Source organism: Streptomyces sp. WZ.A104 (assembly GCF_002382885.1).
GTDB lineage: Bacteria > Actinomycetota > Actinomycetes > Streptomycetales > Streptomycetaceae > Streptomyces.
In genome coordinates this window covers 1-23,903 of record NZ_NWVL01000077.1, presented here as the reverse complement: position 1 = coordinate 23,903, position 23,903 = coordinate 1, and the positions used below count along the sequence as shown (strand labels likewise).

The following is a 23,903-nucleotide window of genomic DNA, read 5'->3' as shown; positions in this document are numbered from 1 at the left end:
GGACCCGGGGCGGATTCAAGGGGCCGAACGCACCGCACGCGCCCCGGACCCAGGGGCCGATTCGCGGGGCCGAACGCACCGCGCGGCCGCAAGGCTCAGGCGCGCCGCAGTAGCGTGACCACCGCCGCGCCGCCCAGCCCGATGTTGTGGGCGAGGGCCGTCCGTGCGCCGGGGACCTGGCGGGCTCCGGCCTCGCCGCGCAGGTGCCAGGTCAGCTCGGCGGCCTGGGCGATGCCCGTGGCGCCCAGGGGGTGGCCCTTGGAGATCAGCCCGCCCGACGGGTTCACCACCCAGCGCCCGCCGTAGGTGGTCGCCCCGGACTCGACGAGCTTGCCGGACTCCCCCTCGCCGCACAGGCCGAGCGCCTCGTAGGTGAGGAGTTCGTTGACGGAGAAGCAGTCGTGCAGCTCGATGACGTCGAGGTCGTCCGGGCCGTGGCCGGAGGCCGCGTAGACCTGCTGGGCCGCGGCCTTGGACATCGGGGCGCCGACCGCGTCGACGCAGCTGCCGGAGGCGAAGGAGGCGTCGGTGTCGGTGGTCATGGCCTGGGCGGCGATCTCCACGGCCCGCTCCCCCAGTCCGTGCCGCTCGACGAACCGCTCGGAGACGACGACGGCCGCCGCGGCCCCGTCGGAGGTGGGCGAGCACTGGAGCTTGGTGAGGGGGCGGTGGACGGTACGGGCGGCGAGGATCTCGTCGACCGTGTACGGGTCCTGGAACTGGGCGTACGGGTTGTTCACCGAGTGCCGGTGGTTCTTGGCGCCGACCGCCGCGAGCTGCGCGGGCGTGGTCCCGTACCGCTCCATGTGCTCACGGGCCGCGTTGCCGAAGATCTGCGCGGTGGGCGGGGACGTCTCGAAGCCGTGGGCGGCGGCCATGATCCCGTAGTGCCGGGCGACGGGCGAGGTCGCGAAGTCGCCGCCGGAGCCTGATCCACCACCCGATCCGCCGCCCAATGACCCGCGCGCCATCTTCTCGAAGCCGACCGCGAGCACGCAGTCGCTGCCGCCGCCCGCCACGAACTGCCGGGCGAGCATCAGGGCGGTGGAGCCGGTGGCGCAGTTGTTGTTGACGTTGTAGACGGGGACTCCGGTCAGCCCCAGCTCGTAGACGGCACGCTGTCCGGCGGTGGAGGCCTGGAAGCAGTAGCCGACGGGAACCTGTTCGACCTGGTCGTAGCGGACGCCCGCGTCGGCCAGGGCGGCGGTGCCCGCTTCGCGGACCATGTCCCAGTACTGCCAGTCGCGGGTCTCCGGCTTCTCGAACCTCGTCATACCGACGCCGACGATGTAGGCCTTCATCTTCCGACTCCTCTTGTCTTTGCGGTCAGTCCCGGGGGAGGCCGAGGATGCGTTCGGCGATGACGTTCAGCTGGATCTGGGTCGTGCCGCCCGCGATGGTCAGGCAGCGGGACATCAGGAAGCCGCGGAGGGCCTGTTCCCCCGCTCCCGGCTCGTCCACCGTGCCGTCCGGGCCGAGGAGTTCGAGGGTGAGTTCGGCGGCCTTCTGCTGGTGGACGGTCTGGACGAGTTTGCGCACGGAGGCCCCGGCACCCGGTTCGAGGCCGGAGACCTGCCGGAGTGTGGTGCGCAGCCCGATGCAGGCGAGGGCGTGGGCCTCGGCGGCGAGCGTGCCGATACGTGTCCGGGTCGTGTCGTCGAGTGCGGCGGAGCGGGCGATCAGCGCTTCGAGGCCGCTGCCGAAGGTCATCCGGTCGGCCATGTGGACGCGTTCGTTGCCCAGGGTGTTGCGGGCGACGCGCCAGCCGCCGCCGACCTCCCCGACGACGGCGTCGGCGGGGAGGAGTACGTCGTCGAAGTAGACCTCGTTGAAGAGGGATTCCCCGGTGATCTCCTTCAGCGGGCGGATGTCGATGCCTCGGGCCTGCTTCATGTCGACCAGGAAGTAGGTGAGGCCCCGGTGTCTGGGCGCGTCCGGGTCGGTGCGGGCCAGCAGAATGCCGTGGTCGGCGGTGCGGGCGGCGCTCGTCCAGACCTTCTGCCCGGTGATCCGCCAGCCCTCGTCGGTCCGTACGGCACGGGTGCGCAGGGCGGCGAGGTCGGACCCGGCGTCGGGCTCGGAGAAGAGCTGGCACCACTGGAGGTCGCCGCGCAGGGTGGCCGGCAGGTAGCGCTCCCGCTGAGCCTCGGTCCCGTACGCGATGAGGGATGGCACGACCCAGGTGGCGATGGAGAGGTCGCTGAGGCGGATGCCCTGCTCCCTCGATTCCTGCTGGATCGCCAGCTGTTGTACGGGGCCCGCGTCCAGTCCGTACGGGGCGGGCAGGTGCGGGGCGGCGTAGCCGGTGGCGGCCAGCGCCCGGCGGGCCTCGCGGGGCGGGAGGCCCTGGGCGGCTGTGAGGTGATGGCGGGCCTCGGTGCGGTGGCGGGCGGCCTCGGCGGGGAGTTCCAGGGCCAGTTCGCGGCGGGCCCCGGCCTCGGCGAGGCGGGCGGCGCGCAGCCGGTGGACGTCGGCGGTACCGAGGAGCTGCCGGGCGAGGACGGCTCGGCGCAGGTGGAGGTGGGCATCGTGCTCCCAGGTGAAGCCGATCCCGCCGAGGATCTGGATGGCGTCCTTGGCACAGCTGTACGCGGCTTCGGGTGCGGTGGCGGCGGCGAGGGCGGCGGTGAGCGCGCGCACTTCAGGTTCTCCGTCCGCCGCCCGGGCCGCGTCCCAGGTCAGCGCGCGAGCCTGTTCGAGGCGGACGAGCATGTCGGCGCAGAGGTGTTTGACGCCCTGGAACGCGCCGACGGGCCGCCCGAACTGCTCGCGTACGGTGGCGTGTTCGACGGCCGTGTCCAGGCTCCGAGCGGCGGTCCCGCAGGCGTCGGCGGCCATGAGGACGGCGGCCAGGTCGCGGACGAGCGCGAGATCCGGGGGCAGGGCCCGGTGCGCCGGTACGTGGACGGCGTCGGCGCCCACCTCGGCGGTGGGGCGGGTCGGGTCGACGCTGCGGTGCGGGCGCACGGTGAGCCCGTCGGCCCCGGCGTCCACGAGGAACCAGCGCTCACCGTCGGCCGTGGCGGCGGGCAGGAGCAGCAGGTCGGCCGCGGCGGCGGAGAGCACGGGCGGCGCGGTGCCGTCGAGCCGGTGACCTCCCTCGACGGGGGTGGCGGCGAGGGTGCCGGGGGCGAGGGCGAGCGCGGCGGCGAGGCCCCCGCCCGCCAGGTCGCGGAGCACCCCGCCCAGCGCGCCGGCCGCCGGACCGGCGGCCCGGTGGAGCACGGCGGAGGTCAGCGTGGTCGCGAGGTACGGACCCGGCAACGAGGCGTAGGCGGCCTCCTCCAGGACGACGGCGAGGTCGAGGAGATCCCCGCCGCCACCGCCGTACACCTCGGGCAGATGTATCCCGGCCAGCCCCTGCGCGGCGAGCGCCTCCCAGTGCGCGGGGCGCGCGCCGGGGGCGGCCAGGCCCTCCGCGTCGAGGAGTTCGCGCACCTCGCCGGGCGGCGCGGCGTGCGCCAGCCATCCGCGTACGGAGTGCGCCAGCGCGCGGTGTTCTTCGGTGATGCCGATACCCGTGCCGATGCCCATGCGAGTCCTCGCCGGTCGCAGCCACTGGAACGGCGCAAGAGTAGAACACGTTTCAATATGACGGAAGGTCAGGAGGGCGATCGGTCCACGGGGGGAGGGAGCGTCCGGGGCGGCATGCGGAGTACGGAGGCCCGGAGGAAGCGTTTAGCATGAACGCGCCTGAGGGGGCCCGGGTGGAGAACGCTGCCCGGGGGCCCTGCGCGGCGGCCCGTACGGAGATTTCGCGGATACGGACGGAAACCAAGGGGGACCACCGATGAAGAAGAAGCCGACCATGGCGGCCGTCCGCCGGGAACTGCTGCACATCGCCGTGCTGTCGGTGCCGGTGGGCATCGCGATCCTGCTCGTCGACCGCTTCCTGGGCGACGGCTAGCCCCGCCGACCGGAGCGGCCGACCGGTACGGCACGATGGTCGCCGCCCTGGAACAGCCCCGGGCCGCCCCGCCCCACCTGGAGGAACCCCGTGACCGCCGAGTCCGCAGCCACTCCTGTGTCCGCGCCCGCCGCCGGACCCGGCCCGGAGATCCTCGCCGCGTTCGAGGCCGCCAAGGGCTTCATGCCCGTCCACGAGGGCCTCGCCCTGTACACCGCCGCCACCGGGGCCGGCGCGCTCGGGCTGCCCCTGCTGGAGGTGGGCACTTACTGCGGCCGCTCCACGATCCTGCTGGCGGACGCGGCGCGGGCGGCCGGGGTGAGCGCGCTCACCGTCGACCACCACCGGGGCAGCGAGGAGCAGCAGCCGGGCTGGGAGTACCACGACCCGAGCGTGGTGGACCCCGAGGTCGGGCTGATGGACACCCTGCCGACGTTCCGCCGCACTCTGCACCGGGCCGGTCTGGAGGACCACGTGGTGGCGCTCGTCGGGCGCTCCCCGCAGGTCGCCGCCGTCTGGGCAGGTCCGCTCGGGCTCGTCTTCATCGACGGCGGACACACCGACGAGCACGCGAACGGGGACTACGAGGGCTGGGCCCCGCATGTCGCCGAGGGCGGGCTGCTGGTCATCCACGACGTGTTCCCCGACCCGGCCGACGGCGGGCAGGCCCCGTACCGGGTCTATCTGCGGGCGCTGGCCTCCGGTGCGTTCACCGAGGTGTCGGCGACGGACTCGCTGCGCGTGCTGCGGCGTACGGGTACGGGCATCTGACACCCGGGCCGCCACCCTGGTGGCCGGACACGGGCACCTGACATCCAGGCCGCCGCCCCGGCAGCCGGACACGGGCATCCGGGTCGGCGCCCGGGTGGGTAGCATCGCCGCGTGCCGTACGACGACAGCCCTCCCCCCACCCGCCGTACCCGGCCCCTGTTCGCGGCCGCCGCGCTCACCGCGCTCTGCCTGACCGCCGCCGGATGCGGTGGCGGCCCCGGAGCAGACCAGGCCGGTGCGGCCTCGCCCGGGCCGGGCGGGAGCGGAGCCTCCGCGACGGCCCCGACTCCGCCGCCCGCACCGACCGGGGACCGACCGGAACCCTCCGCGTCCCCCACCGAGCCGCTGCCGCGCGGCCCGCTGACCGGCCGGACGGTGGTGATCGACCCGGGACACAACCCGCGTAACCGCGAGCACACCCGGGAGATCAACGCGAAAGTCGACATCGGCACCGGGCGCAAGGAGTGCGATACGACCGGTACAGCCACCAACGACGGTTACGCGGAGGCCCGGTTCACCCTCGACGTGTCACACCGGCTGCGCGCCCTGCTGGAGGCGCAGGGGGCACGGGTCCGGCTGACGCACGACGACGACCGGCCGTTCGGGCCGTGCATCGACGAGCGGGCGCGGATCGGCAACGAGGCCAAGGCCGACGCGGTGGTCTCGGTGCACGCCGACGGGTCGGGCGTGGGCAACCGGGGCTTCCATGTGATCCTGCCCGCCCGGGTGAAGGGCGGCGGGGCCGACACCACGAAGATCGTGGAGAGTTCGGCCGCCCTCGGGGCCAGGATCGCCGGGCACTTCGCCCGCACGACCGGAAGCGCGCCCTCCAATTACATCGGCGGGAATTCCGGTCTGGACACGCGCAGCGATCTCGGCGGACTGAATCTGTCGACTGTGCCCAAAGTGTTCATCGAATGCGGCAATATGCGTGACCCGAAGGACGCCGCCCTGCTTACCAGCGCCAGTTGGCGGCAGAAGGCGGCCCAGGGCCTGGCCGACGGGATTGCGAGCTACCTGGAGGGGTAGTTCTGCGGTGATATTGGGGGGATACCCGTTCAGAATCCGGGCTGGGACGCAACCCGCCCGAGCAGACGATAGATTCATCCGTACGATGGGGAGCCGCTCCCGAGCTTCGTGCCGTACCGCCGCACCGGCGGCAGCGACGACCGCCCCGACGAGACGACCGACTAAGGACCTTCACGTGAATATCCGCTCCCTCACTCGAGGCGATGGCGTGGTGATCGGAGCAGCGGTCGTGCTGTTCATCGCCTCTTTCCTCGACTACTCCAGCTATGACTGCCCCTCCGGCATCGACTGCTCCCGCTTCGACAGCCCGAACGCCTGGGACTCGCTCGGGCTCCTGATGAGCGTCTTCCTCGCCGGTGTCATCGGCGCGGCGCTGGTGGTCGTCGGCCGGACCATGCCGGGCCGCAAGGTCGCCGGGCTCGACATCGGCCAGTTCGGTGTGGCGCTCACGGTCTTCGCGCTGTGGACCGCGTTCTGGACGATCCTCGACATCAACGACGCCGGGGCCGGTCTGATTCTCGGCCTGCTGGCCGCCATCGTGCTCGCGGCGGCGGCGGTCGCCGCTCCGCTGATCCCCGCGCTCAAGGCCCCGCTCGTCGGCGCCCCGAAGCCGGCTCAGGGCATCCAGCCGCCGTACGGCGCGCAGCCCGGCCAGGGCTACGGCTACCCGGGCGCCCAGCAGCAGCCGTACGGCGCTCAGCCGAGCCAGGGTTACGGCTACCCGGGTGCGCAGCCCGGCGGCCCGCAGGGCCAGCCCGCCCCGGCCGACCCGGCGCAGCAGGCGCAGCAGGCGCAGGCCCCGGACCAGCAGCCCTCGCAGGGCGGCGCGGCCCCGGCGGGCGACTTCACCCCGTTCTGGTTCGCCGTTCCGGTGGCGCGCCCGCTGTACGGCGAGGACGGTTCGCCGAACCCGATCGCCGAGCTGGCGCCGGGCACCTGGTACCTCGCGGTGGAGCAGCGCGGCCAGGGCCTCATCGCCCAGACGCAGGACGGCCGTCGCGGCGTCCTCCAGGACACCACGGGCATCCAGCGCGGCTGATCCGCACGCAGCTCACACAGTGGCCCCTCGCCCTTCCGGGCGGGGGGCCACTGTCGTACAGTCCACTCCTGACAGCAGCTGACACACCGTCAGCAACGGCCGGAGGGAACGGAATGCGGCTAGGACTCGCGCTCGGATACTGGGGCCGCGGCCCGGACCCCGGCCACCTCCCCCTGGCCCAGGAGGCCGAGCGGCTCGGCTATGACTCGGTCTGGACGGCGGAGGCCTGGGGGTCGGACGCCTTCACCGCGCTGACCTGGATCGCCGCCCGCACCTCACGGCTCCGGCTGGGCACCGGGATCGCGCAGATGGCGGCCCGCACCCCGACCGCGACGGCCATGCACGCGCTGACCCTGGACCATCTCTCCGGTGGCCGGATGCTGCTGGGCCTCGGCCTGTCCGGGCCGCAGGTGGTGGAGGGGTGGTACGGGCGGCCGTTCCCGCGGAGCCCGCTGACCGCGACCCGCGAGTACGTCGAGGTGATCCGGCAGGTGCTGGCACGGCAGGCCCCGGTCGAGCTGGCGGGTCACTTCCACTCCCACCCGTACACCGGCCCCGACGCCACCGGCCTCGGCAAGCCGCTGAAGCCGATCACCCACCCCCTGCGGGCATCCCTCCCCGTCCTGCTGGGCGCGGAGGGCCCGAAGAACATCGCGCAGACGGTGGCGATCGCGGACGGCTGGCTGCCGCTGTACTGGTCGCCGCTGCGCACGGACGTCCACGAGGCCTCGCTCACCGGACTCCGGGACGGGTTCATGATCGCGCCGATGGCCCGCGCGCAGGTCTGCGACGACGTGACCGAGGGGCTGTGGCCGGTGAAGGCGATGCTCGGCTTCTACATCGGCGGGATGGGCCACGCGGCCCGCAACTTCCACGCGGACCTGATGGCCCGGATGGGGTTCGAGGAGGAGGCCCGCCGGATCCAGGAGCTGTTCCTCCAGGGCCGCAAGGAGGAGGCGGTGCGGGCGGTGCCCGACGCGTTCGCCGACGAGATCTCGCTGGTGGGCCCGCGCGCCCGCATCAAGGAGCGGCTGGAGCTGTGGCGCAAGGGCCCGGTGACGGACCTGCTGGTCACCGCCCCGGACCCGCACACACTGCGGGTCCTGGCGGAACTCAACAGCTAGAGGCGCCGGTTCATCCGAAGGACGACCGGTCCAGCCAGAAGTCCAGCAGCTCCGCGTCGCCGAGCACCTCCACCCGGTCGTCGGTCGGATCGAGGCGGCGGTTGAAGACGAGCATCAGCTCGGTGAGCGGGCCCCGCAGCACGACCGTCGCCTTCTCGTGGGCCCGCCGCCAGGTGAACCGGTCCTCGCCGAACCCGATCAGCCACTCGGCACCCGGCACGTCGGTGGCGTGCAGGTGCAACGAGCGCCCGCCGCCTCGAAGTTCGGACGCCTCCGGGTCACCGTCCTCCTGGGCGAAGGAGACGATGCGCAGCCACTCCTCGATGGTGTCGGCGGCCACCTCGGGGCCGACGGTGTACGGGACCCGCGCGGCGAGCGCCGCGTCCGCGCGGTGCACCGCCGTCTCGTGCGTCATGCGCCGCGCCCAGAAGTCGGTCCGCCGCTCCCACGCCCACGTCCACACCTCGGCGTCCGGCCCCGCCTCCCGCAACGCGGCCACCACGTCCGCCGCCCCCTCGGCGAGCCAGGCGTCGAGCGCCCCGGGGTCGTCACCGCCGGGCCCCTCGATACCCGGCACCTTGTCCTCGGGAACGTCCTCGGCGGCCCGGGTGCGCACGATCTCACCGACCCAGCGGTGCGCGCCGCCGACATGCACGGCGAGTTCGCGCAGCGTCCAGTCGGGGCAGGTGGGCACGGTCACGGCGAGATCGGCACCGGCCAGCGTCGCGCGCAGGGCGTCGGTCTGGGCCAGGATCTCGTCGCAGTAACGGTCGTACGGGAGCAGCGTCATGGCTGGCACCCTAGTCGGCGACACCCGAGTGGATCACCTGGATATCCCCTGCCCACCGGCCCTACCCGGTGGGACGAACCGGGTTCACCCCTCCCCGCACCGGTCGCCACCCGGTGCGGGCCGTCCGGTCCTCACCCTGCGCGAACCGTCCATCGGGCGGTGTTCAGCGGCAGCAGTCCGGCTCCAGGCCGACCGGCAGCCGCTCGCCCCCGAAGACCGCGGTGGTCGCCTCGTCCCCCCCGAGCGCGGCCACCGCCAGCAGCAGGGAGCCCGCCGTCCAGGTGGTGAGCTCCTCGGGCCAGAACGCCGTGTTGCCCTCGAAGACGTAACCCGTCCAGTACAGGCCGCCCTCGGCGCGCAGGTGCTGGACGGACTGGAGGATCTCCAGCGCCCGGTCCGACTCCCCCGTCACCCAGAGGGCAAGGGCGAGTTCGCAGCTCTCGCCGCCGGTGACCCACGGATTGGGGAGCACACAGCGCACCCCGAGCCCGGGCACGACGAAGCGGTCCCAGCCCTCCTGGATACGGGCGGTGGCCTCGGCCCCGGTGACCGCGCCGCCGAGGACCGGGTAGTACCAGTCCATCGAGTAGCGGTTCTTGTCGAGGAAGCGCTCGGGGTGGCTGCGGATGGCATGGGCCAGCGCGCCGGTCGCCAACTCCCAGTCGGGCTGCGGCTCCTCGCGGCGCTCGGCGATGGCCAGCGCGCAGCGCAGCGCCTGGTGGATCGAGGAGGAGCCGGTCAGCAGCGCGTCGTTCACCGGCGTGCCGTCGGCCTCCCGCTTCCAGCCGATCTGCCCGCCGGGCTGCTGGAGCCCGAGCACGAACTCGACCGCCGAGAAGACCGTGGGCCACATCCGGTCGACGAACGCGTCGTCGCCGGTGGCCAGATAGTGGTGCCAGACGCCGACGGCCACGTACGCGCAGAAGTTGCTTTCGAGGCTCCGGTCGGTCGGCTGCTGCGGGTCGCCGTCGTGGTAGGCGGCGTACCAGGAGCCGTCGGCGTTCTGGTTGCGGGCGAGCCAGTCGTAGGCGCGTGCCGCCGCCCCGTGCTCACCGGCCGCGTCCAGGGCCATCGCGGCCTCGGTGTGGTCCCACGGGTCGAGGTGGTGGCCCCGGAACCAGGGCAGCGCCCCGTCCGCACGCTGCACGGCGAGGAGCGCGGCGACCGTCTCGGCCGCCTGCCCTGCCGTCAGGACGCCGGGGAGGACAAGGTGTTCGGTCTGTTCGGGAGTGCTCACGCCTCGGCCTTCGGAAGGTGCGGCTTGGTGGCGTACGCGACGAAGCTCTTGCCGACGACCGGGTTGAGGAGCTGTTCGGCGACCCGGGTGGCGAGCGGCTTCTTCATGATGTCCCAGACCAACAGCTTGTGGTACGCGCGCACCGGCAGGGCCTTGTCGTTGTCGACCCCGAAGGCGCACTTCAGCCACCAGTACGGTGAGTGCAGCGCATGGGCGTGGTGGGTGCCGTACGGCTTGAGTCCGGCCTCGCGGATGCGGGCGAGGAGCTGGTCGGCCTTGTAGATACGGATGTGGCCGCCCTCGACCTCGTGGTACGCGTCGGAGAGGGCCCAGCAGACCTTCTCGGGGCCGTAGCGCGGGACGGTGACGGCGATCCGGCCGCCGGGCTTGAGGACCCGGACCATCTCGGCGAGGACGCCCTTGTCGTCCGGGATGTGCTCCATGACCTCGGAGATGATCACGACGTCGAAGGAGTCGTCGGGGAACGGCAGGTTGAGGGCGTCGCCCTCCATGGCGGTGGCGGTGGCACCCTCGGGGGCCTCCCCCGCCTCCTTCATCGCGGCGAACCACTTGGCGACCTCGCGGATCTCCTCGCCGTTCTGGTCGAGGGCGACGACCTGCGCACCGCGCCGGTAACACTCGAAGGCATGCCGGCCGGCACCGCAGCCCAGGTCGAGCACTCGGTCGCCTGCGGCGAGCGGGAAGCGGGTGAAGTCGACGGTCAGCACGAGGGCCTGCCTTCGAGGTCGGAGGTACGGTTCAGATGAGCGAGGTACGGGTTCCGGTCGACGGGTCCGCGGTCTGCGGACCTGCGTCCGCCTGCGGGGCGTGCGTCACCTGTGGGCTCCGCGGGCGGCGATCGCCTGACGGTACAGCTCGGCCGTTCCGGCGGCGGCCCTGGCCCAGGTGAACTTCTCCAGCACCCGTGCCCGGCCCGCCGCACCGAGCCGGGCACGCAGCTCCGGATCGGCCAGCAGCCGGGCCAGCGCCCCGGCCAGCGCGTCCGCGTCACCGGGCGGCACGGCGAGACAGGTCTCCCCGTCGCGGCCGGAGACCTCGGGGATCGCACCGCCGGTGGTGGCGACGAGCGGGGTGCCGGTGGCCATCGCCTCGGCGGCGGGCAGCGAGAACCCCTCGTACAGCGAGGGCACGCAGGAGACCTGGGCGCTGCGCACGAGGTCGACCAGCTCGGGATCGCTGATGCCCTTGACGAACTCGACCGCGTCCGCCAGCCCGTGCCGCTCGATGGCCCGTGCGACCGGCCCGTTCTCGGCGCGCTTGCCGACGACGACGAGGTGGGCGTCGGGATTCTCCGTACGGAGCTTGGCGAGCGCGTCGACGAGGTGGACCAGGCCTTTGAGGGGGACGTCGGCGCTGGAGGTGGTGACGATGCGTCCCGGCACCTCGGCGACGGAGGGGTCGGGCGACCACAGGTCGGTGTCGGCGCCGATGTGGACGACGCTGATCCGGTCCGCCCGTACGCCGAGGTCCTCGACTATCTCGTCACGGGAGGAGCCGGAGACGGTGAGGACGGAGTCCAGCTTGCGGGCGACCCGCTTCTGCATCCGGGTGAAGGCGTACCAGCGGCGTACGGAGGCGCGTCGGCGGCGGCTGGTGGCGGCGGCCAGGTCGAGCCTGCGGTCCACGGTGATGGGGTGGTGGATGGTCGTCACGAGCGGGGCCCCGAGGTCGCCGAGCAGCCCGTAGCCGAGGGTCTGGTTGTCGTGGACGACGTCGAACTCGCCGCGCCGGGAGAGGAGATGGCGGCGGGCGCGCAGGCTGAAGGTGAGCGGCTCGGGGAAGCCGCCGGTCCACATGGTGGCGACCTCGGCGAAGTCGATCCAGTCCCGGTACTCGCCGCGCTTCGGCGTACGGAAGGGGTCGGGCTGCCGGTAGAGGTCGAGGCTGGGCAGCTCGGTGAGCGGGACGCCCTCGTCGAGCACCGGGTAGGGCTGCGCGCCGATCACTTCGACGCTGTGGCCGAGCCGCGCGAGCTCCCGCCCGAGGTGGCGGACGTACACGCCCTGGCCGCCGCAGAACGGATTGCCCTTGTACGTGAGGAGTGCGATGCGCAACGGCCGGTCACCGGCCCCGGCGGAGCCGCCTTCGCCCGTGCGGGGGCCCGTTTCTATGGCCTCAGCGGTCACACTCGGCCCCCTTCTGACTGCGTGTTCGCCGGAGCGTAACCGGTCGCGCTAATCTAGAACAAGTTTCAGACTTGATCGTTCAACGTGCATCGAATCTACCGGCAGGTAGCGTCGGTGTGACGGCCGGATCAGGTGATTCGCGCCACGACGGACGTCCTGGCATGCTGTGCGCGCCCGGGGCGCCCGCTCGTCCGCCCGGATGCCGAGGAACAAGGCCATGGATCATGGATCATGGATCATGGATGGTGACAGCATGACCGCGGACGCCAGACCGGCAGCGCCCACGCCGACCGAAAGCGCGACGCCCGCATCGGCCGAGCGCGGGGCATCCCTGTCGGCGTCGACCGACCGCACGGCGCCTCCGTTGACCGAGCGGCAGGAGGCCCGTCGCCGCCGCATCCTGCACGCCAGCGCCCAGCTCGCCAGCCGGGGCGGGTTCGAGGCGGTGCAGATGCGCGAGGTGGCGGAGGCGGCCGGGGTGGCGCTCGGCACGCTCTACCGCTACTTCCCCTCCAAGATCCATCTGCTGGTCGCCACCATGCAGGACCAGCTCCAGCACATGCACACCACACTCCGCAAGCGCCCCCCGGCCGGCGACGACGCGGCCCAGCGGGTCGCGGAGACCCTGATGCGGGCCTTCCGCGCCCTCCAGCGCGAACCGCACCTCGCGGACGCGATGGTCCGCGCGCTCACCTTCGCGGACCGCAGCGTGAGCCCCGAGGTGGACACGGTCTCCCGCCTCACCACGGCGATCATCCTGGACGCGATGGGCCTGGAGCGCCCGACGCCGGAACAGCTCTCCGCGGTCCGCGTGATCGAGCACACCTGGCACTCGGCGCTGATCACCTGGCTGTCGGGCCGGGCCTCGATCGCTCAGGTGAAGATCGACATCGAGACGGTCTGCCGCCTGATCGACCTGACGGCGGAACCGGGCTGACCTCGCGACGCCTCACGGGGTTTCGCGGGGTGTCGTCGCGGCCTCGTCGGGGAAGCACCGCTCGGTCCCGTCCGACGCGAGCGTGACACAGACACGGAGGGCCGCCGGGTCGTCGGTGGCGACCATCGGCGTATGGAGCCGCAGCCCCGTCGCGTACTTGTCCGGCACCGTGAGCCTCTGCGGCTCCCCGCCCCCCGCGGAAACGGTCACGGAGTCCCCGATGCGCTGCCCCCAGACCCGGGCCCATCCCGCGCCGCACCCCTCCTCGTGCCGCAGATCGATCCGGATGCCCGGTCGGGGCCGATGGGTACTGACGGTGTCGGGGTGCATCCCGCAGCGGGTGGCGATGACGTCGCGCCCCGCGCAGCCGGGGCCGTGGCAGGCGAACTCGGGCTCCTGGGGCGGGATGTTCTCGGGCTCTTTGACATGGGCGGTGATCAGCACCGTCGTACCGAGCAGCGCGACGAGGACGGCGGCGGCCCGGGCGTAGGGGCTCCTGGGGCCCCAGGGGCTGCGGGGAGGGGTGGAGGCCGAAGCAGCACCGGAATCCGGTCCCGGCACTGGAACGTGGGGGACACGAACGGATTCAGGAGCGGGGGCAGGGGTGGCGACGGGGTCGGAGGCAGGACCAGGGGCATGGGCGGAGGCGAGGCCGGGGCCAGGACCGGAGGCACGGTCGGAGACGGGGACCGCACCCCCCGATGCCCGGCTCTTCGACTCTTCCGCGAGATCCCACAGGGCAAGGCAGTGGGCGGGGGCCTCGCCCGCCACCCGGCACAAGGCGACGACGGCTTCCCGGGGCGGACGGGACTTCCCGTTGAGGTAACGCTCCCAGGAGGACTTGCTGTACGAGGTCTCGGCGGCCAGCGCCTTGAGCGAGAGGCCGCTCCGCGCCCGGAGGCCGCGCAGGGCTTCGGCGCAGCGGCTCTCCTCGACGGTGACGGCCCGTTCACCGGGCAGCGGGCGCCCCTCTCCGGACAACGGACTCATCCCCTGAGGACCTTCCAGGTGTCGGGCCCGACCAGGCCGTCGTCCTCGATCCCGGCGGCGGCCTGGAGCCGCTTGACGGCCCGCTCGGTGTTCGGTCCGTAGACCCCGTCGACGGCACCCGGGTCCAGACCCGCCGCGCGCAGCAGGCACTGGGCCTCGACGACGTCCCAGCTCGTCGTGTTCTGCGCCAGGACGGTCTCGTGGGTGGCACTGTGCCCCGCGTAGGTCAGCCCGTCGTGCTGCTGGATCCGGCAGGGATAGGCGGTTTCCCGCCCCCAGACGTACGGGCCGTCGTGGGCGCTGGTGAGCGGACTGCGCGGGGACGCCCCTTCTCCTTGCCAGGGCGCGGCGAACAACAGCCCACCCGTCACGGCCATACCGGCGCCCAGGAACACGGCAGCGGGCCACAGCCACTTCGGCCGGCCCGGCTGCCCGGGGGCAGGCGGGTCCCCCTCGGCCTCGGGAGGCGCCCCGCGCCGACCTGCCTTCGGGGCGTCCACGGCGCTCGCGGGCTCCGCCGGCTCTCCCAGGACCACCCCGGAGGCAGCACCCTCCGCGTTCCCCGCCTCCTCCGTCTTCTCCGTCGGGGCGACTGCGCGCTGCCCCCGGCTCTGCCGTGCGGCGGCGTCGGCGACGTCACGCAGGGCGAGCAGGCGGACCGGGTCGCACCCAGCCACCGAGCAGAGGGCTTCGACCGCATCGGCCGAGGGGATGGTGCGGCCGTTCAGATACCGCTCCCAGGAGGACTTGCTGTAGGCGGTCTTCCGCGCCAGTGCTTCCAGGGTCAGACCACTGCGGCTTCTGGCCCTGCGCAGTTCCGCCACCAGCTCGGCAGCCTGCTCGTTCAAGGACTCGGGCAACTCCCGCCGACGCGGCATGACTTTCCCCCCTTGCCAGATGCGGTCAGCTCACTGGCAACCACTCGGACGACGGCCTCAGGATATTCCACCGTCACGCCTCAACGGGCAGAAGAAACCTGACAATTGGCCTTTTACCCGATTACTCATGGTCGGGTGCCGCTATCCGCTCTCCCCTTCCCTCACCCCCCGGGGCGTCCCGTCGCAGCCTCACGGGACACGACGAAGCAGCAGGTCAGAGGCGTCGGCGTCCCGCGTATTCCCACCCGGCCGATTCTCGTGGACGGCGACCGACGGGGCGGGCAAGGTCATGGGGCAGCGGGGCGACAGCGTCACGACAAGTCGCCCAACAGCCCGAGAAGAACGGGGACTTCCTCATGACCGGTCAGACCTTCCGCACACACTTCGCCACCCGGCTCGCGCCGGCAGCCCTGGCGGTCGTGGTGCTCGGCGGAGGCGTGTCCGTGGCCTCCGTCCAGCCCGCCGACGCGGCACCGTCGGTCGCCGCCAAGGCCAAGGGCAAGAACAAGTCACCGAAGACCTACCTCAAGTTCGTCAAGAACAAGAAGAGCCCGACCAACTCCAAGCTCCACCTGATGCAGATCCGCAAGGGCAAGGACAAGTCCCTCGTCAGCTGGCGCGCCGGCTCAGGCAACGGCTCCAAGGACGCCTGCAAGTCGAACGCCGGCTGGCTGCCCAACGGCTCCTACAAGATCGAGTTCCGCAAGAAGAACTTCAACGGGAGCGCGATCAAGGGCTACGTCATCAAGCTCACCGACAAGAAGTGCAGCAAGGGGACAAAGCGCACCGAGCTGTTCATCCACAGCGAGATGAAGAGCAACGGCAAGCAGGGCCCCAAGAAGGGCAAGGACTCCCCGTGGCGCTGGGAGGGCAACCACGACTACAAGTCCGCGGGCTGCATCAAGCTGAAGCCCGCGCACATCAAGACCCTGTTCAACAGGGCCACGGCGAACGGCTGGCCCAAGACCCTGAAGGTCGGCTGACCACTCCCCCCTGACTGACCACCCCGGCACCCCGCCCCCTCCTCTCCTCAGCGGAACCACCACTTCACGGGAGCAGGATCAGGGCCGGGGTGCCGGCGTTCGCCGGACACGTGAGAGAGGATCGACAGCGACTTGGTCGATCAAGTGTTCAAGGGGCAAGTGTGGTTGACGCAGCGCAGACGTTCGAGCTCTTCCGGTTCGCGGACACGACCCAGAGCGTCGCTGTTGAAGTGAGCTGTGGTGCGCCTCTGACGGTGGACGAGAAGCGTTACTACCCGGCCGAGATCGTCGTGACGAGCGACTTCGTCAGCGGGCGGGTCGGCCTCCAGGTGTCGCTTGAGGACCTGGACGAATGGGAGCGCTGTCTCGATGCTCTCCAGTCCGAGCAGGGGGCCGAATGGCCGGCCGGTGGCCGCAGCGCGTGGGTGGACGTGGTTCCCGATGACCCGGTGGAAGTATCAGTGCACGACTCGCCGTCGACGCAGGTCTCCGTGCGCGTACCGGTCGACGTCACACCGGCATGGCTGGAGGACAACCGGCGGAGGTTGGATCACGTACGGGCCGCAGTGACAACGCCCTCATGAGACTTCCCGGGCCCGCCCGCCGAATAGGGAACTACGTCCGCTCATGCACATCACGAGCATCCGCAGAACACCCGGCAGGAGCGACGTTGAATTCGGAGGCGGAGATCACTCCTCCGGCGGAAAAACCACCTCCCCCGACCCCGCAAGCGTCAGCGTGATCGCCTCCACCGGGCAGCCCTCCGCCGCCGCCAGGACCTGTTCGGCCGCGTCGCGGTCCTCGTCCGTCGGGTGGGACTGGCGGGCGGTGTCCAGGTGGAAGGCGTTTGGGGCGTGGTTGACGCACATGCCGGAGCCGATGCAGACGGACCGGTCCACCTCCACGTGCCAGCGGTCGCCCATTCACGCCTCCCGGTAGTCGGCGGGGAGGTGGATCATCTTGTGCTCGAAGAACTCGCCGTAGCCCTCGGGGCCGAATTCGCGGCCCAGGCCCGAGTTCTTGTAGCCGCCGAACGGGCCCAGCATGTCGAGGCTGAAGGTGTTCACGCTGTACGTGCCGGTGCGGACCTGGCGGGCGATGTCGATGCCGCGTTCCGTGTCGGCCGTCCAGACGCTGCCGCTGAGGCCGTACGGGGAGTCGTCGGCGATGCGGACGGCCTCGGCCTCGTCGCCGTACGGGATCAGGCAGACGACCGGGCCGAAGATCTCCTCGCGGGCGATGCGCATGGAATTGTCGACCGAGCCGAAGAGTGTGGGTTCCACGTACCAGCCGCGTTCCTGGGAGGCGGGGCGGCTGCCGCCCGTGAGGATCTTGGCGCCCTCCTCCTGGCCCAGGCGGATGTAGTCCAGGGAGCGTTGTTGCTGGCGGCGGGCCACCAGGGGGCCGAGTTCCGTGGTGGGGTCCAGGGGGTCGCCCACGCGGAGCGCGCCCGCCGCTGCCGCGAACGCCTCCGCCACCTCGTCGTAACGGGAGCGCGGGGCAAGGATGCGCGTCTGGGCCACGCACGCCTGGCCGTTGATCATCCAGGCGAAGGGGACGATGCCCGCGACCGCCGCGTCCAGATCCGCGTCGGGAAGGATCACCGCGGCCGACTTGCCGCCCAGTTCGAGGGTGACCCGGCTGAGGTTGCGGGAGGCGACCTCCATCACGCGGCGGCCCGCGGCGACCGAGCCGGTGAAGGAGACCTTGTCCACGTCCCGGTGGCCCACCAGGTACTCGCTGACCTCCCGGTCCGCCGGGAGGATGGAGAGGACGCCCTCCGGCAGGCCCGCCTCCGCCGCTGTCTCCGCCAGGAGGTAGGCGTCCAGGGGGGTTTCCGGTGAGACCTTCAGGACCGCCGTGCAGCCTGCCAGGAGCGCTGGGGCCAGTTTCGCGGCGGCCGTGAACTGGGGGACGTTCCACGGTACGACCGCGGCGACCACACCGACCGGTTCGCGGCGGACCAGGAGCGGGCCGAGGACGCCGTCGCGCCGTTCCTCGTAGGGGAAGGCGCGCGCCACCGTGATCGCCGAGTCCCAGACCATCATCGCCGCCAGCGCCTGCACCATGACGCTCGCACTGTACGGGGTGCCGTTCTGCGCGCTGATCAGCCGCGCGAACTCCTCGTGGCGTACGGCGAAGGCGTCCTTGATCCGCGTGATCACCGCGATCCGCTCGTCCAGCGGCATCCGCGGCCAGGGGCCCTCGTCGAAGGCTCGGCGCGCGGCGGCGACGGCCCGGTCGACGTCGGCCTCGGAGGCGTGCGGCACGCGGCCGATGACCTGTTCGGTGTGCGGGGAGATCACCTCGATGACCTCGCTGCCGAGCGGATCGGTGAACTTCCCGCCGATGAACAGTTGTCCGTGCTCCACAAGCTCGGTCATGGCTGCTGCCTCCCGCCGCCCGGCGCCACTGACTGACCAGTCGTCAGAACTGATACCAGTTCCTGTTCCAGGAGTCCACGGATCGGACCGCACCGGCCCGCACAGGGCCGCCCCGCACGCGAAGGATTTGGTAGACCAGGGCTACCACTGGAACGAGTTCTCGTTACAGTGGAGGCCGAAGCGGAGATGGGGAGCCCATGACTCAGGTGACCGACCACGGCGGAGGCGTCCACAGCATCCAGGTACCCATCCCGGACAATCCCCTCGGCCACACCCTGGTCCACCTCGTCGACACCGACCGGGGGCCCGTCCTCATCGACACCGGCTGGGACGACCCGGCCTCCTGGGACACGCTCGTGGCCGGGCTCGCCGCCCTCGGCACCGCCGTCACCGACGTCCACGGCGTCGTCATCACCCACCACCACCCCGACCACCACGGCCTCTCCGGGCGGGTCCGCGAGGCGTCCGGGGCCTGGATCGCGATGCACGAGGCCGATACCGCGATCGTCCGGCGCACCCGGGACTCCGAGCCCGGCACCTGGCTCGACTACCTCACCCGCAAGCTCGCCGCCGTCGGTGCGCCCGAGGAACACCTCGCCCCGCTGCGCGCCGCCCGCGGCGCGGGGCGGCTGCGGACCCTGCCCGGGCTGCGCGCCGCCCTGCCCGACCGAGACATCGCGCCCGGCGAACTGATCGGCCTCGCCGGCCGCCGGCTGCGGGCCGTCTGGACCCCCGGCCACACCCCGGGCCATGTCTGCCTCCATCTGGAGGAGCGGCATCCGGCGAATCTGCCGGGGCACGGGCGGTTGTTCTCCGGAGATCACCTGCTGCCGGGGATCAGCCCGCACATCGGGTTGTACGAGGACCCCGACGACACCGCCGTCACCGATCCGCTCGGGGACTACCTGGCCTCGCTGGAACGGATCGGGCGGCTCGGGGTGGCCGAGGTGCTGCCCGCCCACCAGCACGCGTTCACCGACGCGGGCGGGCGGGTGCGGGAGCTGCTCGACCATCACGAGGAGCGGCTGACCGGGCTCCTCGCGCTCCTCGCCACGCCGCTCACCCCGTGGCAGCTCGCCGAGCGGATGGAGTGGAACCGGCCGTGGGAGCAGATCCCGCACGGTTCGCGGTCGATCGCCGTGTCGGAGGCCGAGTCCCATCTGCGGCGGCTGGTGAAGCTCGGGCGCGCGGAGGCCGTACCGGGCGGGCCCCCGACGACGTACATCGCCGCGTGAGCCCGCCGCGGATCGCCGGGTGAGCGCGCCGTACATCGCCGGGCGAGCCCGCCGTGAACCCGCCGTGAGCCCGCCGGGGCCGGTGCCCCGGTCTCGTACGTCCGTGGGTTCCCGATGCCGTACACGGTCCGCCACCCCCAGGTCCACGTGGTACGGACCGGTAGAGTGAGCGGGTCGTCATCATGCCCGTACAGGGGTGGGCCGGTGCGAATCCGGCGCTGGACCCCAGCCGTGAACCGTCCGCCCGACGGCAGCCGGACCGCCCTGTCCGCGGAGCGTGAGCGGCTCGGGCAGGTCGGCACTTCGACGACCGGCCCTCGGGCCACCGGAACCCCGGTGGCCGGCACCGTCGAGGCATACGGGGCCGGAGCCCGGTGCCCTCGTGCGCCCGGGGACTCCGGCCCTCGCAGGAGAGGCCCAGCCCGCCATGACCGTACGCCGCAGCGCAGCCGCGCTCGCGACCACCGCCGTGCTCCTGGGCGCGGCCGCGCCCGTAGCGGTCGCCGCACCGAGCCCCTCCCCGTCGGCCGAGCTGCCGCCGGGGCTCTACGGCACCACCGACCCGACGTACGACGGGGTCTGGCGGCAGTCGCTGGCCTTCCTCGCGCAGAAGATCGAGTACGTCACGCCGTCGACGCGGGCGGTGGACTGGCTGGTGGGGCAGCAGTGCGACAGCGGGGCGTTCACCTCGTACCGGGACGCCTCCGAGCCCTGCGACGCCTCGACGGTGATGGACACCAACGCCACCGCCGCCGCCGTCCAGGCCCTCGTCGAGCTCAACCAGCACCGCGACGCCGCGAACAACGGCGCCGACTGGCTGAAGTCCGTCCAGAACGAGGACGGCGGCTGGGGCTACAACCCCGGCAGCCCGAGCGACGCGAACTCCACCGGTGTCGTGATCGGCGCCCTCGCCCGGGCCGGCGTGCCGATCAACGAGCTCACCACCGCCGACGGCAGCACCCCGTACACCGCGCTCCAGGCCCTCGCCATCCCGTGCGGGGAGAAGGACGGCGGCGCGTTCGCCTACCAGCCGGGCAAGAAGGGCGAGCTCGTCGCCAACCTGGACTCCTCGGCGGCCGCCGTGCTCGGTCTGCTGGGCCGGGGCATGGCCATCGGGAACGCCAACGCGGTGAAGGACCCCGTCTGCACGAAGGGCGACGACCTCAGCCCGGAGCAGAGCGCGCAGAACGGCGCTTCCTTCCTCGCGGACACCCTGGAGAAGTCGCCGTATCTGGAGCAGCCCCCGATGCCGGGCGCCGAGGACAGCGCGCCGCAGCCCGACTTCGGCAACACCGCCGACGCCGTCGTCGCGCTCTCCGCCTCCGGGCACAAGGACAAGGCCGAGGCCTCCGTCAGCTGGCTGGCCAAGAACTCCAAGACCTGGGCGCAGCAGGGCGGTCCGGCCGCCACAGCCCAGTTGATCTTCGCCGCGCACGCGACCGGCGCGGACGCCCGCAGCTTCGGCGGCGTCGACCTCGTCAAGCAGCTCAACGCGACCGGCCCCGCCCCGGCCGCCACCGCCACGCCCGCACCGACGCGGACCGGTACCCAGCCCACCAGCGGCACCAGCAGCGACGACAGCGGGCTCGGGCTGTGGTGGCTGATCGGCATCGGACTGCTCGTCGGCACGGGCATCGGCTTCCTGCTCAGCATGCGCCGGAAGAAGCAGCAGCCGTGACGAGGCGCACACCGGCCCTGGCACATCTGCGGGCCCCCGTCGTCGCACTGCGGGCCCCCGTCGTCGCTCTGCTGACCGCGCTGGTCGCCGCCTCCGCCGTCCTGCTGGGGGCGGGCAGCGCCGAGGCCGCCGGGTACCGCTACTGGTCCTTCTGGGAGGGCAACGGCAAGAACTGGGAGTACGCCACCCAGGGCCCGGCCGTCCTGCGCCCGGACGACGGTACGGTCCAGGGCTTCCGGTTCGCCGTGAGCGAGGACTCCGGCGACGCGGACCAGCCGCGCCGCGCCCCCGACTTCGGGGCGATCTGCGCGGACACCCCGGCGGAGGACGGCTCCAAGCGGATCGCCCTGGTGATCGACCCGGGCACCGCTGCCGACGCCCCGGACGGCGAGAAGCCGCCCGCGTTGCGCACGGCGTGCGCGCAGGTCGCGCCGGACGCCAGCAGCGCGGACGCGCTCGCCGCGGTGGCGAAGCCGCTGCGGTACGACAGCAGCGCCATGCTCTGCGCGATCTCCGGCTACCCCAAGTCGGGCTGCGGCGAGCAGGTGTCGGGGGACGGGAGCGGGAAGTCGTCCGGACCCTCCAGGACGGCCGAAGAGGCGGAAGGCGCTGACGAGGGAGGTGACGGGGGTGGCGGAGGTCCCTCCGTCGGGCTCCTCGTCGGCATCGGCGCCGTCCTGCTGCTCGGCATCGCCGCCGTCATCCAGGCCCGCCGCCGCCGGTGACCGCCGCCCCGGCCCCCGCCCGGCTGCTCCGCCGCGCTCTGCGCGCGCCGCAGGCCGACCGCGGCAACGCGCTGCCCGCCGGGGCGTGGTGGCTCTGGGCCCTGGGGCTCGCCACCGCCGCGTCCCGGACGACGAACCCGCTGTTGCTCGGGCTTCTGGTGGGCGTGGCGGGGTACGTGGTCGCGGCCCGGCGGACGGACGCCCCGTGGGCCCGTTCCTACGGGGCGTTCGTCAAGCTCGGGCTGTTCGTCGTAGCGCTGCGCGTGGTGTTCTCCGTCTTCCTCGGGTCGCCGATCCCCGGTTCGCACACGGTGTTCGTTCTCCCCGAACTTCCGTTGCCCGACTGGGCGCAGGGGGTGCGGATCGGCGGCCGGGTCACGGCGGAACAGCTGGTGTTCGCCCTGTACGACGGGATGAAGCTGGCCACGCTGCTGATCTGTGTCGGCGCGGCGAACGCGCTGGCCAACCCGGCCCGGCTGCTGAAGTCGCTGCCCGGTGCGCTGTACGAGGTGGGGGTCGCCGTCGTGGTGGCGATGACGTTCGCGCCGAACATGGTGGCCGACGTGGTCCGGCTGCGCACCGCGCGGCGGCTGCGGGGCCGTCCGACCGGTGGGGTGCGGGCGGTGGCGCAGATCGGGCTGCCGGTGCTGGAGGGGGCGCTGGAGCGGTCCGTGGCGCTGGCCGCGTCGATGGACGCGCGCGGCTACGGGCGCACCGCCCAGGTCCCGGCGGCCGTCCGGCACACCACGAACGTCCTCACGCTGGGCGGGCTGCTCGGGGTGTGCGCGGGAACGTACGGGCTGCTGGCCGCTCAGGGGGCGGTGTACGGGCTGCCGCTGCTGCTGGCCGGTCTGGTCACGGCGCTTGCGGGGCTGCGGCTCGGCGGCCGTCGCTCGGTGCGGACCCGCTACCGGCCGGACCGGTGGGGGGTACGGGCCTGGCTGGTGGCGTGCTCGGGTGCGGCGGTCGCGGCGGTGATGATCTGGGCGGGCGCGGCCGATCCGGACGCGCTGCGCCCCGGTGTCGTACCACTGACCGCGCCGGTGCTGCCGCTGTGGCCCGCGGCGGCCGCGCTGATCGGGCTGCTGCCCGCGCTGGTCGCGCCCGTACCGCCGTCGTCGTCATCCCCCGGGGCAGGGAAACAGGCACATCGCAGCAAGGAGCTGGCGTGATCAGGTTCGAGCGGGTCTCCGTGCGGTACGAGGGCACGGAGCGGCCCACGCTGTCCGGCGTCGACCTCACGGTCCCCGAGGGCGAACTCGTGCTGCTCGTCGGCCCTTCGGGGGTCGGCAAGTCGACTTTGCTGGGGACGGTCTCGGGGCTCGTCCCGCACTTCACGGGCGGGCTGCTGTCGGGCCGGGTCATGGTGGGCGGGCGCGACACCCGTACGCACAAGCCGCGTGAACTGGCCGATCTGGTCGGCACGGTGGGGCAGGACCCGCTCGCGCACTTCGTCACGGACACCGTCGAGGACGAGCTCGCGTACGGCATGGAGTCGCTGGGTCTGGCCCCCGACGTGATGCGCCGCCGGGTCGAGGAGACGCTCGACCTGCTGGGCCTGGCCGAGCTGCGCGACCGGCCGATCGCGACCCTGTCGGGTGGCCAGCAGCAGCGCGTGGCGATCGGCTCGGTGCTCACTCCGCACCCGAAGGTGCTGGTGCTCGACGAGCCGACCTCGGCGCTGGACCCGGGGGCGGCCGAGGAGGTCCTCGCGGTGCTCCAGCGGCTGGTCCACGACCTGGGCACGACCGTGCTGATGGCCGAGCACCGGCTGGAGCGGGTGGTGCAGTACGCGGACCAGGTCATCCTGCTGCCCGCGCCGGGCGTCGCCCCCGTCACGGGGCCGCCCGCCGAGATCATGAGGGTGTCGCCGGTCCGGCCGCCGGTGGCCGAACTGGGGCTGCTGGCGGGCTGGGACCCGCTGCCCCTGTCGGTACGGGACGCGCGGCGCGGGGCGGGTGCGCTGCGGGCCCGGCTGGCGGACGCGGCCGTGCCCGCGCGTACGGCGGCCGCACCGGTGCCGGAGCCTGCGCGGCCGGTCGCTCCGGA

Annotated in this window: 22 protein-coding genes; 12 read left to right on the top strand and 10 right to left on the bottom strand. The window is 72.7% G+C overall.

The features are described from left to right. Positions 1-95: 95 nt before the first annotated feature. The gene (locus CIB93_RS30635; RefSeq protein ID WP_096631613.1) at positions 96-1,301 is read right to left on the bottom strand and encodes a lipid-transfer protein; all 1,206 of its coding nucleotides are present in this window, start codon (positions 1,299-1,301) and stop codon (positions 96-98) included. 25 nt (positions 1,302-1,326) lie between these two features. After that, entirely contained in the window at positions 1,327-3,534 is a 2,208-nt protein-coding gene (locus CIB93_RS30630) for an acyl-CoA dehydrogenase family protein (protein ID WP_096631611.1), read from the bottom strand. A gap of 556 nt (positions 3,535-4,090) precedes the next feature. On the opposite strand from CIB93_RS30630, the gene CIB93_RS30625 reads away from it, so the two are divergent. The 4 genes from CIB93_RS30625 to CIB93_RS30610 all read left to right on the top strand — a co-directional run bounded on the left by CIB93_RS30625 (position 4,091) and on the right by CIB93_RS30610 (position 7,870). Then, complete coding sequence (locus CIB93_RS30625) at positions 4,091-4,678, top strand: class I SAM-dependent methyltransferase (protein ID WP_257002437.1); 588 nt, start codon at positions 4,091-4,093, stop codon at positions 4,676-4,678. Between the two features lie 111 nt (positions 4,679-4,789). Continuing rightward, positions 4,790-5,707 carry an N-acetylmuramoyl-L-alanine amidase gene (locus CIB93_RS30620; protein ID WP_096631608.1) on the top strand — a complete coding sequence of 306 codons (918 nt, stop codon included), beginning with the start codon at positions 4,790-4,792 and terminating at the stop codon, positions 5,705-5,707. Between the two features lie 175 nt (positions 5,708-5,882). Further along, complete coding sequence (locus CIB93_RS30615; RefSeq protein WP_096631607.1) at positions 5,883-6,746, top strand: DUF5336 domain-containing protein; 864 nt, start codon at positions 5,883-5,885, stop codon at positions 6,744-6,746. Between the two features lie 113 nt (positions 6,747-6,859). Beyond that, on the top strand, positions 6,860-7,870 hold the full coding sequence (locus CIB93_RS30610; protein ID WP_096631605.1) for an LLM class F420-dependent oxidoreductase: 1,011 nt from the start codon (positions 6,860-6,862) through the stop codon (positions 7,868-7,870). A 10-nt stretch (positions 7,871-7,880) separates the two neighbouring features. Here the strand turns inward: CIB93_RS30610 and CIB93_RS30605 are convergent, their stop codons facing one another. From CIB93_RS30605 to CIB93_RS30590, 4 genes are all read right to left on the bottom strand, one after another. Beyond that, on the bottom strand, positions 7,881-8,660 hold the full coding sequence (locus CIB93_RS30605) for a maleylpyruvate isomerase family mycothiol-dependent enzyme (protein ID WP_096631604.1): 780 nt from the start codon (positions 8,658-8,660) through the stop codon (positions 7,881-7,883). A gap of 163 nt (positions 8,661-8,823) precedes the next feature. After that, positions 8,824-9,897, bottom strand: a complete 1,074-nt coding sequence (locus tag CIB93_RS30600) for a prenyltransferase (protein WP_096631602.1) — start codon at positions 9,895-9,897, stop codon at positions 8,824-8,826. Beyond that, positions 9,894-10,625 carry a class I SAM-dependent methyltransferase gene (locus tag CIB93_RS30595; RefSeq protein WP_096631601.1) on the bottom strand — a complete coding sequence of 244 codons (732 nt, stop codon included), beginning with the start codon at positions 10,623-10,625 and terminating at the stop codon, positions 9,894-9,896. Before CIB93_RS30595 ends, CIB93_RS30600 begins: the two co-directional genes overlap by 4 nt. Before the next feature lie 105 nt (positions 10,626-10,730). Then, the gene (locus CIB93_RS30590) at positions 10,731-12,044 is read right to left on the bottom strand and encodes a glycosyltransferase family 4 protein (RefSeq protein ID WP_096631599.1); all 1,314 of its coding nucleotides are present in this window, start codon (positions 12,042-12,044) and stop codon (positions 10,731-10,733) included. Positions 12,045-12,261: 217 nt separating this feature from the next. Here CIB93_RS30590 and CIB93_RS30585 point away from each other — a divergent pair, with 217 nt between their 5' ends. Beyond that, positions 12,262-12,981 (top strand): TetR family transcriptional regulator, encoded by a 720-nt coding sequence (locus tag CIB93_RS30585; RefSeq protein WP_257002436.1) that lies wholly within the window; start codon positions 12,262-12,264, stop codon positions 12,979-12,981. Between the two features lie 12 nt (positions 12,982-12,993). Here CIB93_RS30585 and CIB93_RS38185 read toward each other — a convergent pair whose 3' ends face one another. Together CIB93_RS38185 and CIB93_RS30565 are read right to left on the bottom strand one after the other, a co-directional pair. Beyond that, positions 12,994-13,971, bottom strand: a complete 978-nt coding sequence (locus tag CIB93_RS38185) for an XRE family transcriptional regulator (protein ID WP_179500296.1) — start codon at positions 13,969-13,971, stop codon at positions 12,994-12,996. Further along, a complete protein-coding gene (locus CIB93_RS30565) occupies positions 13,968-14,849 on the bottom strand; it encodes a helix-turn-helix domain-containing protein (RefSeq protein ID WP_096631598.1) in 882 nt (293 codons plus the stop codon). The genes CIB93_RS38185 and CIB93_RS30565 overlap by 4 nt, the downstream gene beginning before the upstream one ends. Positions 14,850-15,205: 356 nt before the next feature. Here CIB93_RS30565 and CIB93_RS30560 point away from each other — a divergent pair, with 356 nt between their 5' ends. After that, the gene (locus tag CIB93_RS30560) at positions 15,206-15,832 is read left to right on the top strand and encodes a L,D-transpeptidase family protein (RefSeq protein WP_096631596.1); all 627 of its coding nucleotides are present in this window, start codon (positions 15,206-15,208) and stop codon (positions 15,830-15,832) included. Between the two features lie 161 nt (positions 15,833-15,993). After that, the gene (locus tag CIB93_RS30555; RefSeq protein WP_096631595.1) at positions 15,994-16,416 is read left to right on the top strand and encodes a DUF5959 family protein; all 423 of its coding nucleotides are present in this window, start codon (positions 15,994-15,996) and stop codon (positions 16,414-16,416) included. Between the two features lie 105 nt (positions 16,417-16,521). Here CIB93_RS30555 and CIB93_RS30550 read toward each other — a convergent pair whose 3' ends face one another. Both CIB93_RS30550 and CIB93_RS30545 read right to left on the bottom strand, forming a co-directional pair. Then, positions 16,522-16,755: a ferredoxin gene (locus CIB93_RS30550; RefSeq protein WP_096631593.1), complete on the bottom strand. Its 234-nt coding sequence runs from the start codon at positions 16,753-16,755 to the stop codon at positions 16,522-16,524. Next, on the bottom strand, positions 16,756-18,216 hold the full coding sequence (locus CIB93_RS30545) for an aldehyde dehydrogenase (RefSeq protein WP_096631592.1): 1,461 nt from the start codon (positions 18,214-18,216) through the stop codon (positions 16,756-16,758). A gap of 197 nt (positions 18,217-18,413) precedes the next feature. Here CIB93_RS30545 and CIB93_RS30540 point away from each other — a divergent pair, with 197 nt between their 5' ends. The 5 genes from CIB93_RS30540 to CIB93_RS30520 all read left to right on the top strand — a co-directional run. Next, positions 18,414-19,451 (top strand): MBL fold metallo-hydrolase, encoded by a 1,038-nt coding sequence (locus CIB93_RS30540; protein WP_096631590.1) that lies wholly within the window; start codon positions 18,414-18,416, stop codon positions 19,449-19,451. Between the two features lie 427 nt (positions 19,452-19,878). Further along, a complete protein-coding gene (locus CIB93_RS30535; protein WP_096631588.1) occupies positions 19,879-21,129 on the top strand; it encodes a prenyltransferase/squalene oxidase repeat-containing protein in 1,251 nt (416 codons plus the stop codon). After that, complete coding sequence (locus CIB93_RS30530) at positions 21,126-21,854, top strand: SCO2322 family protein (protein ID WP_257002435.1); 729 nt, start codon at positions 21,126-21,128, stop codon at positions 21,852-21,854. Before CIB93_RS30535 ends, CIB93_RS30530 begins: the two co-directional genes overlap by 4 nt. Beyond that, a complete protein-coding gene (locus CIB93_RS30525; protein WP_096631587.1) occupies positions 21,851-23,026 on the top strand; it encodes an energy-coupling factor transporter transmembrane component T in 1,176 nt (391 codons plus the stop codon). Before CIB93_RS30530 ends, CIB93_RS30525 begins: the two co-directional genes overlap by 4 nt. Further along, on the top strand, positions 23,023-23,903 hold an 881-nt coding region (locus tag CIB93_RS30520; protein ID WP_143660102.1), incomplete at its 3' end, for an ABC transporter ATP-binding protein. The genes CIB93_RS30525 and CIB93_RS30520, both read left to right, overlap by 4 nt.

Excerpts from the sequence above, each read along its gene's own strand:
- CIB93_RS30610 (WP_096631605.1), top strand. The coding sequence starts at position 6,860 with ATGCGGCTAGGACTCGCGCTCGGATACTGGGGCCGCGGCCCGGACCCC.
- CIB93_RS30550 (WP_096631593.1), bottom strand. The coding sequence starts at position 16,755 with ATGGGCGACCGCTGGCACGTGGAGGTGGACCGGTCCGTCTGCATCGGC.
- CIB93_RS30535 (WP_096631588.1), top strand. The coding sequence starts at position 19,879 with ATGACCGTACGCCGCAGCGCAGCCGCGCTCGCGACCACCGCCGTGCTC.
- CIB93_RS30605 (WP_096631604.1), bottom strand. The coding sequence starts at position 8,660 with ATGACGCTGCTCCCGTACGACCGTTACTGCGACGAGATCCTGGCCCAG.
- CIB93_RS30585 (WP_257002436.1), top strand. The coding sequence starts at position 12,262 with ATGGATCATGGATCATGGATCATGGATGGTGACAGCATGACCGCGGAC.
- CIB93_RS38185 (WP_179500296.1), bottom strand. The coding sequence starts at position 13,971 with ATGAGTCCGTTGTCCGGAGAGGGGCGCCCGCTGCCCGGTGAACGGGCC.
- CIB93_RS30635 (WP_096631613.1), bottom strand. The coding sequence starts at position 1,301 with ATGAAGGCCTACATCGTCGGCGTCGGTATGACGAGGTTCGAGAAGCCG.
- CIB93_RS30560 (WP_096631596.1), top strand. The coding sequence starts at position 15,206 with ATGACCGGTCAGACCTTCCGCACACACTTCGCCACCCGGCTCGCGCCG.
- CIB93_RS30545 (WP_096631592.1), bottom strand. The coding sequence starts at position 18,216 with ATGACCGAGCTTGTGGAGCACGGACAACTGTTCATCGGCGGGAAGTTC.
- CIB93_RS30625 (WP_257002437.1), top strand. The coding sequence starts at position 4,091 with ATGCCCGTCCACGAGGGCCTCGCCCTGTACACCGCCGCCACCGGGGCC.
- CIB93_RS30540 (WP_096631590.1), top strand. The coding sequence starts at position 18,414 with ATGACTCAGGTGACCGACCACGGCGGAGGCGTCCACAGCATCCAGGTA.
- CIB93_RS30565 (WP_096631598.1), bottom strand. The coding sequence starts at position 14,849 with ATGCCGCGTCGGCGGGAGTTGCCCGAGTCCTTGAACGAGCAGGCTGCC.
- CIB93_RS30630 (WP_096631611.1), bottom strand. The coding sequence starts at position 3,534 with ATGGGCATCGGCACGGGTATCGGCATCACCGAAGAACACCGCGCGCTG.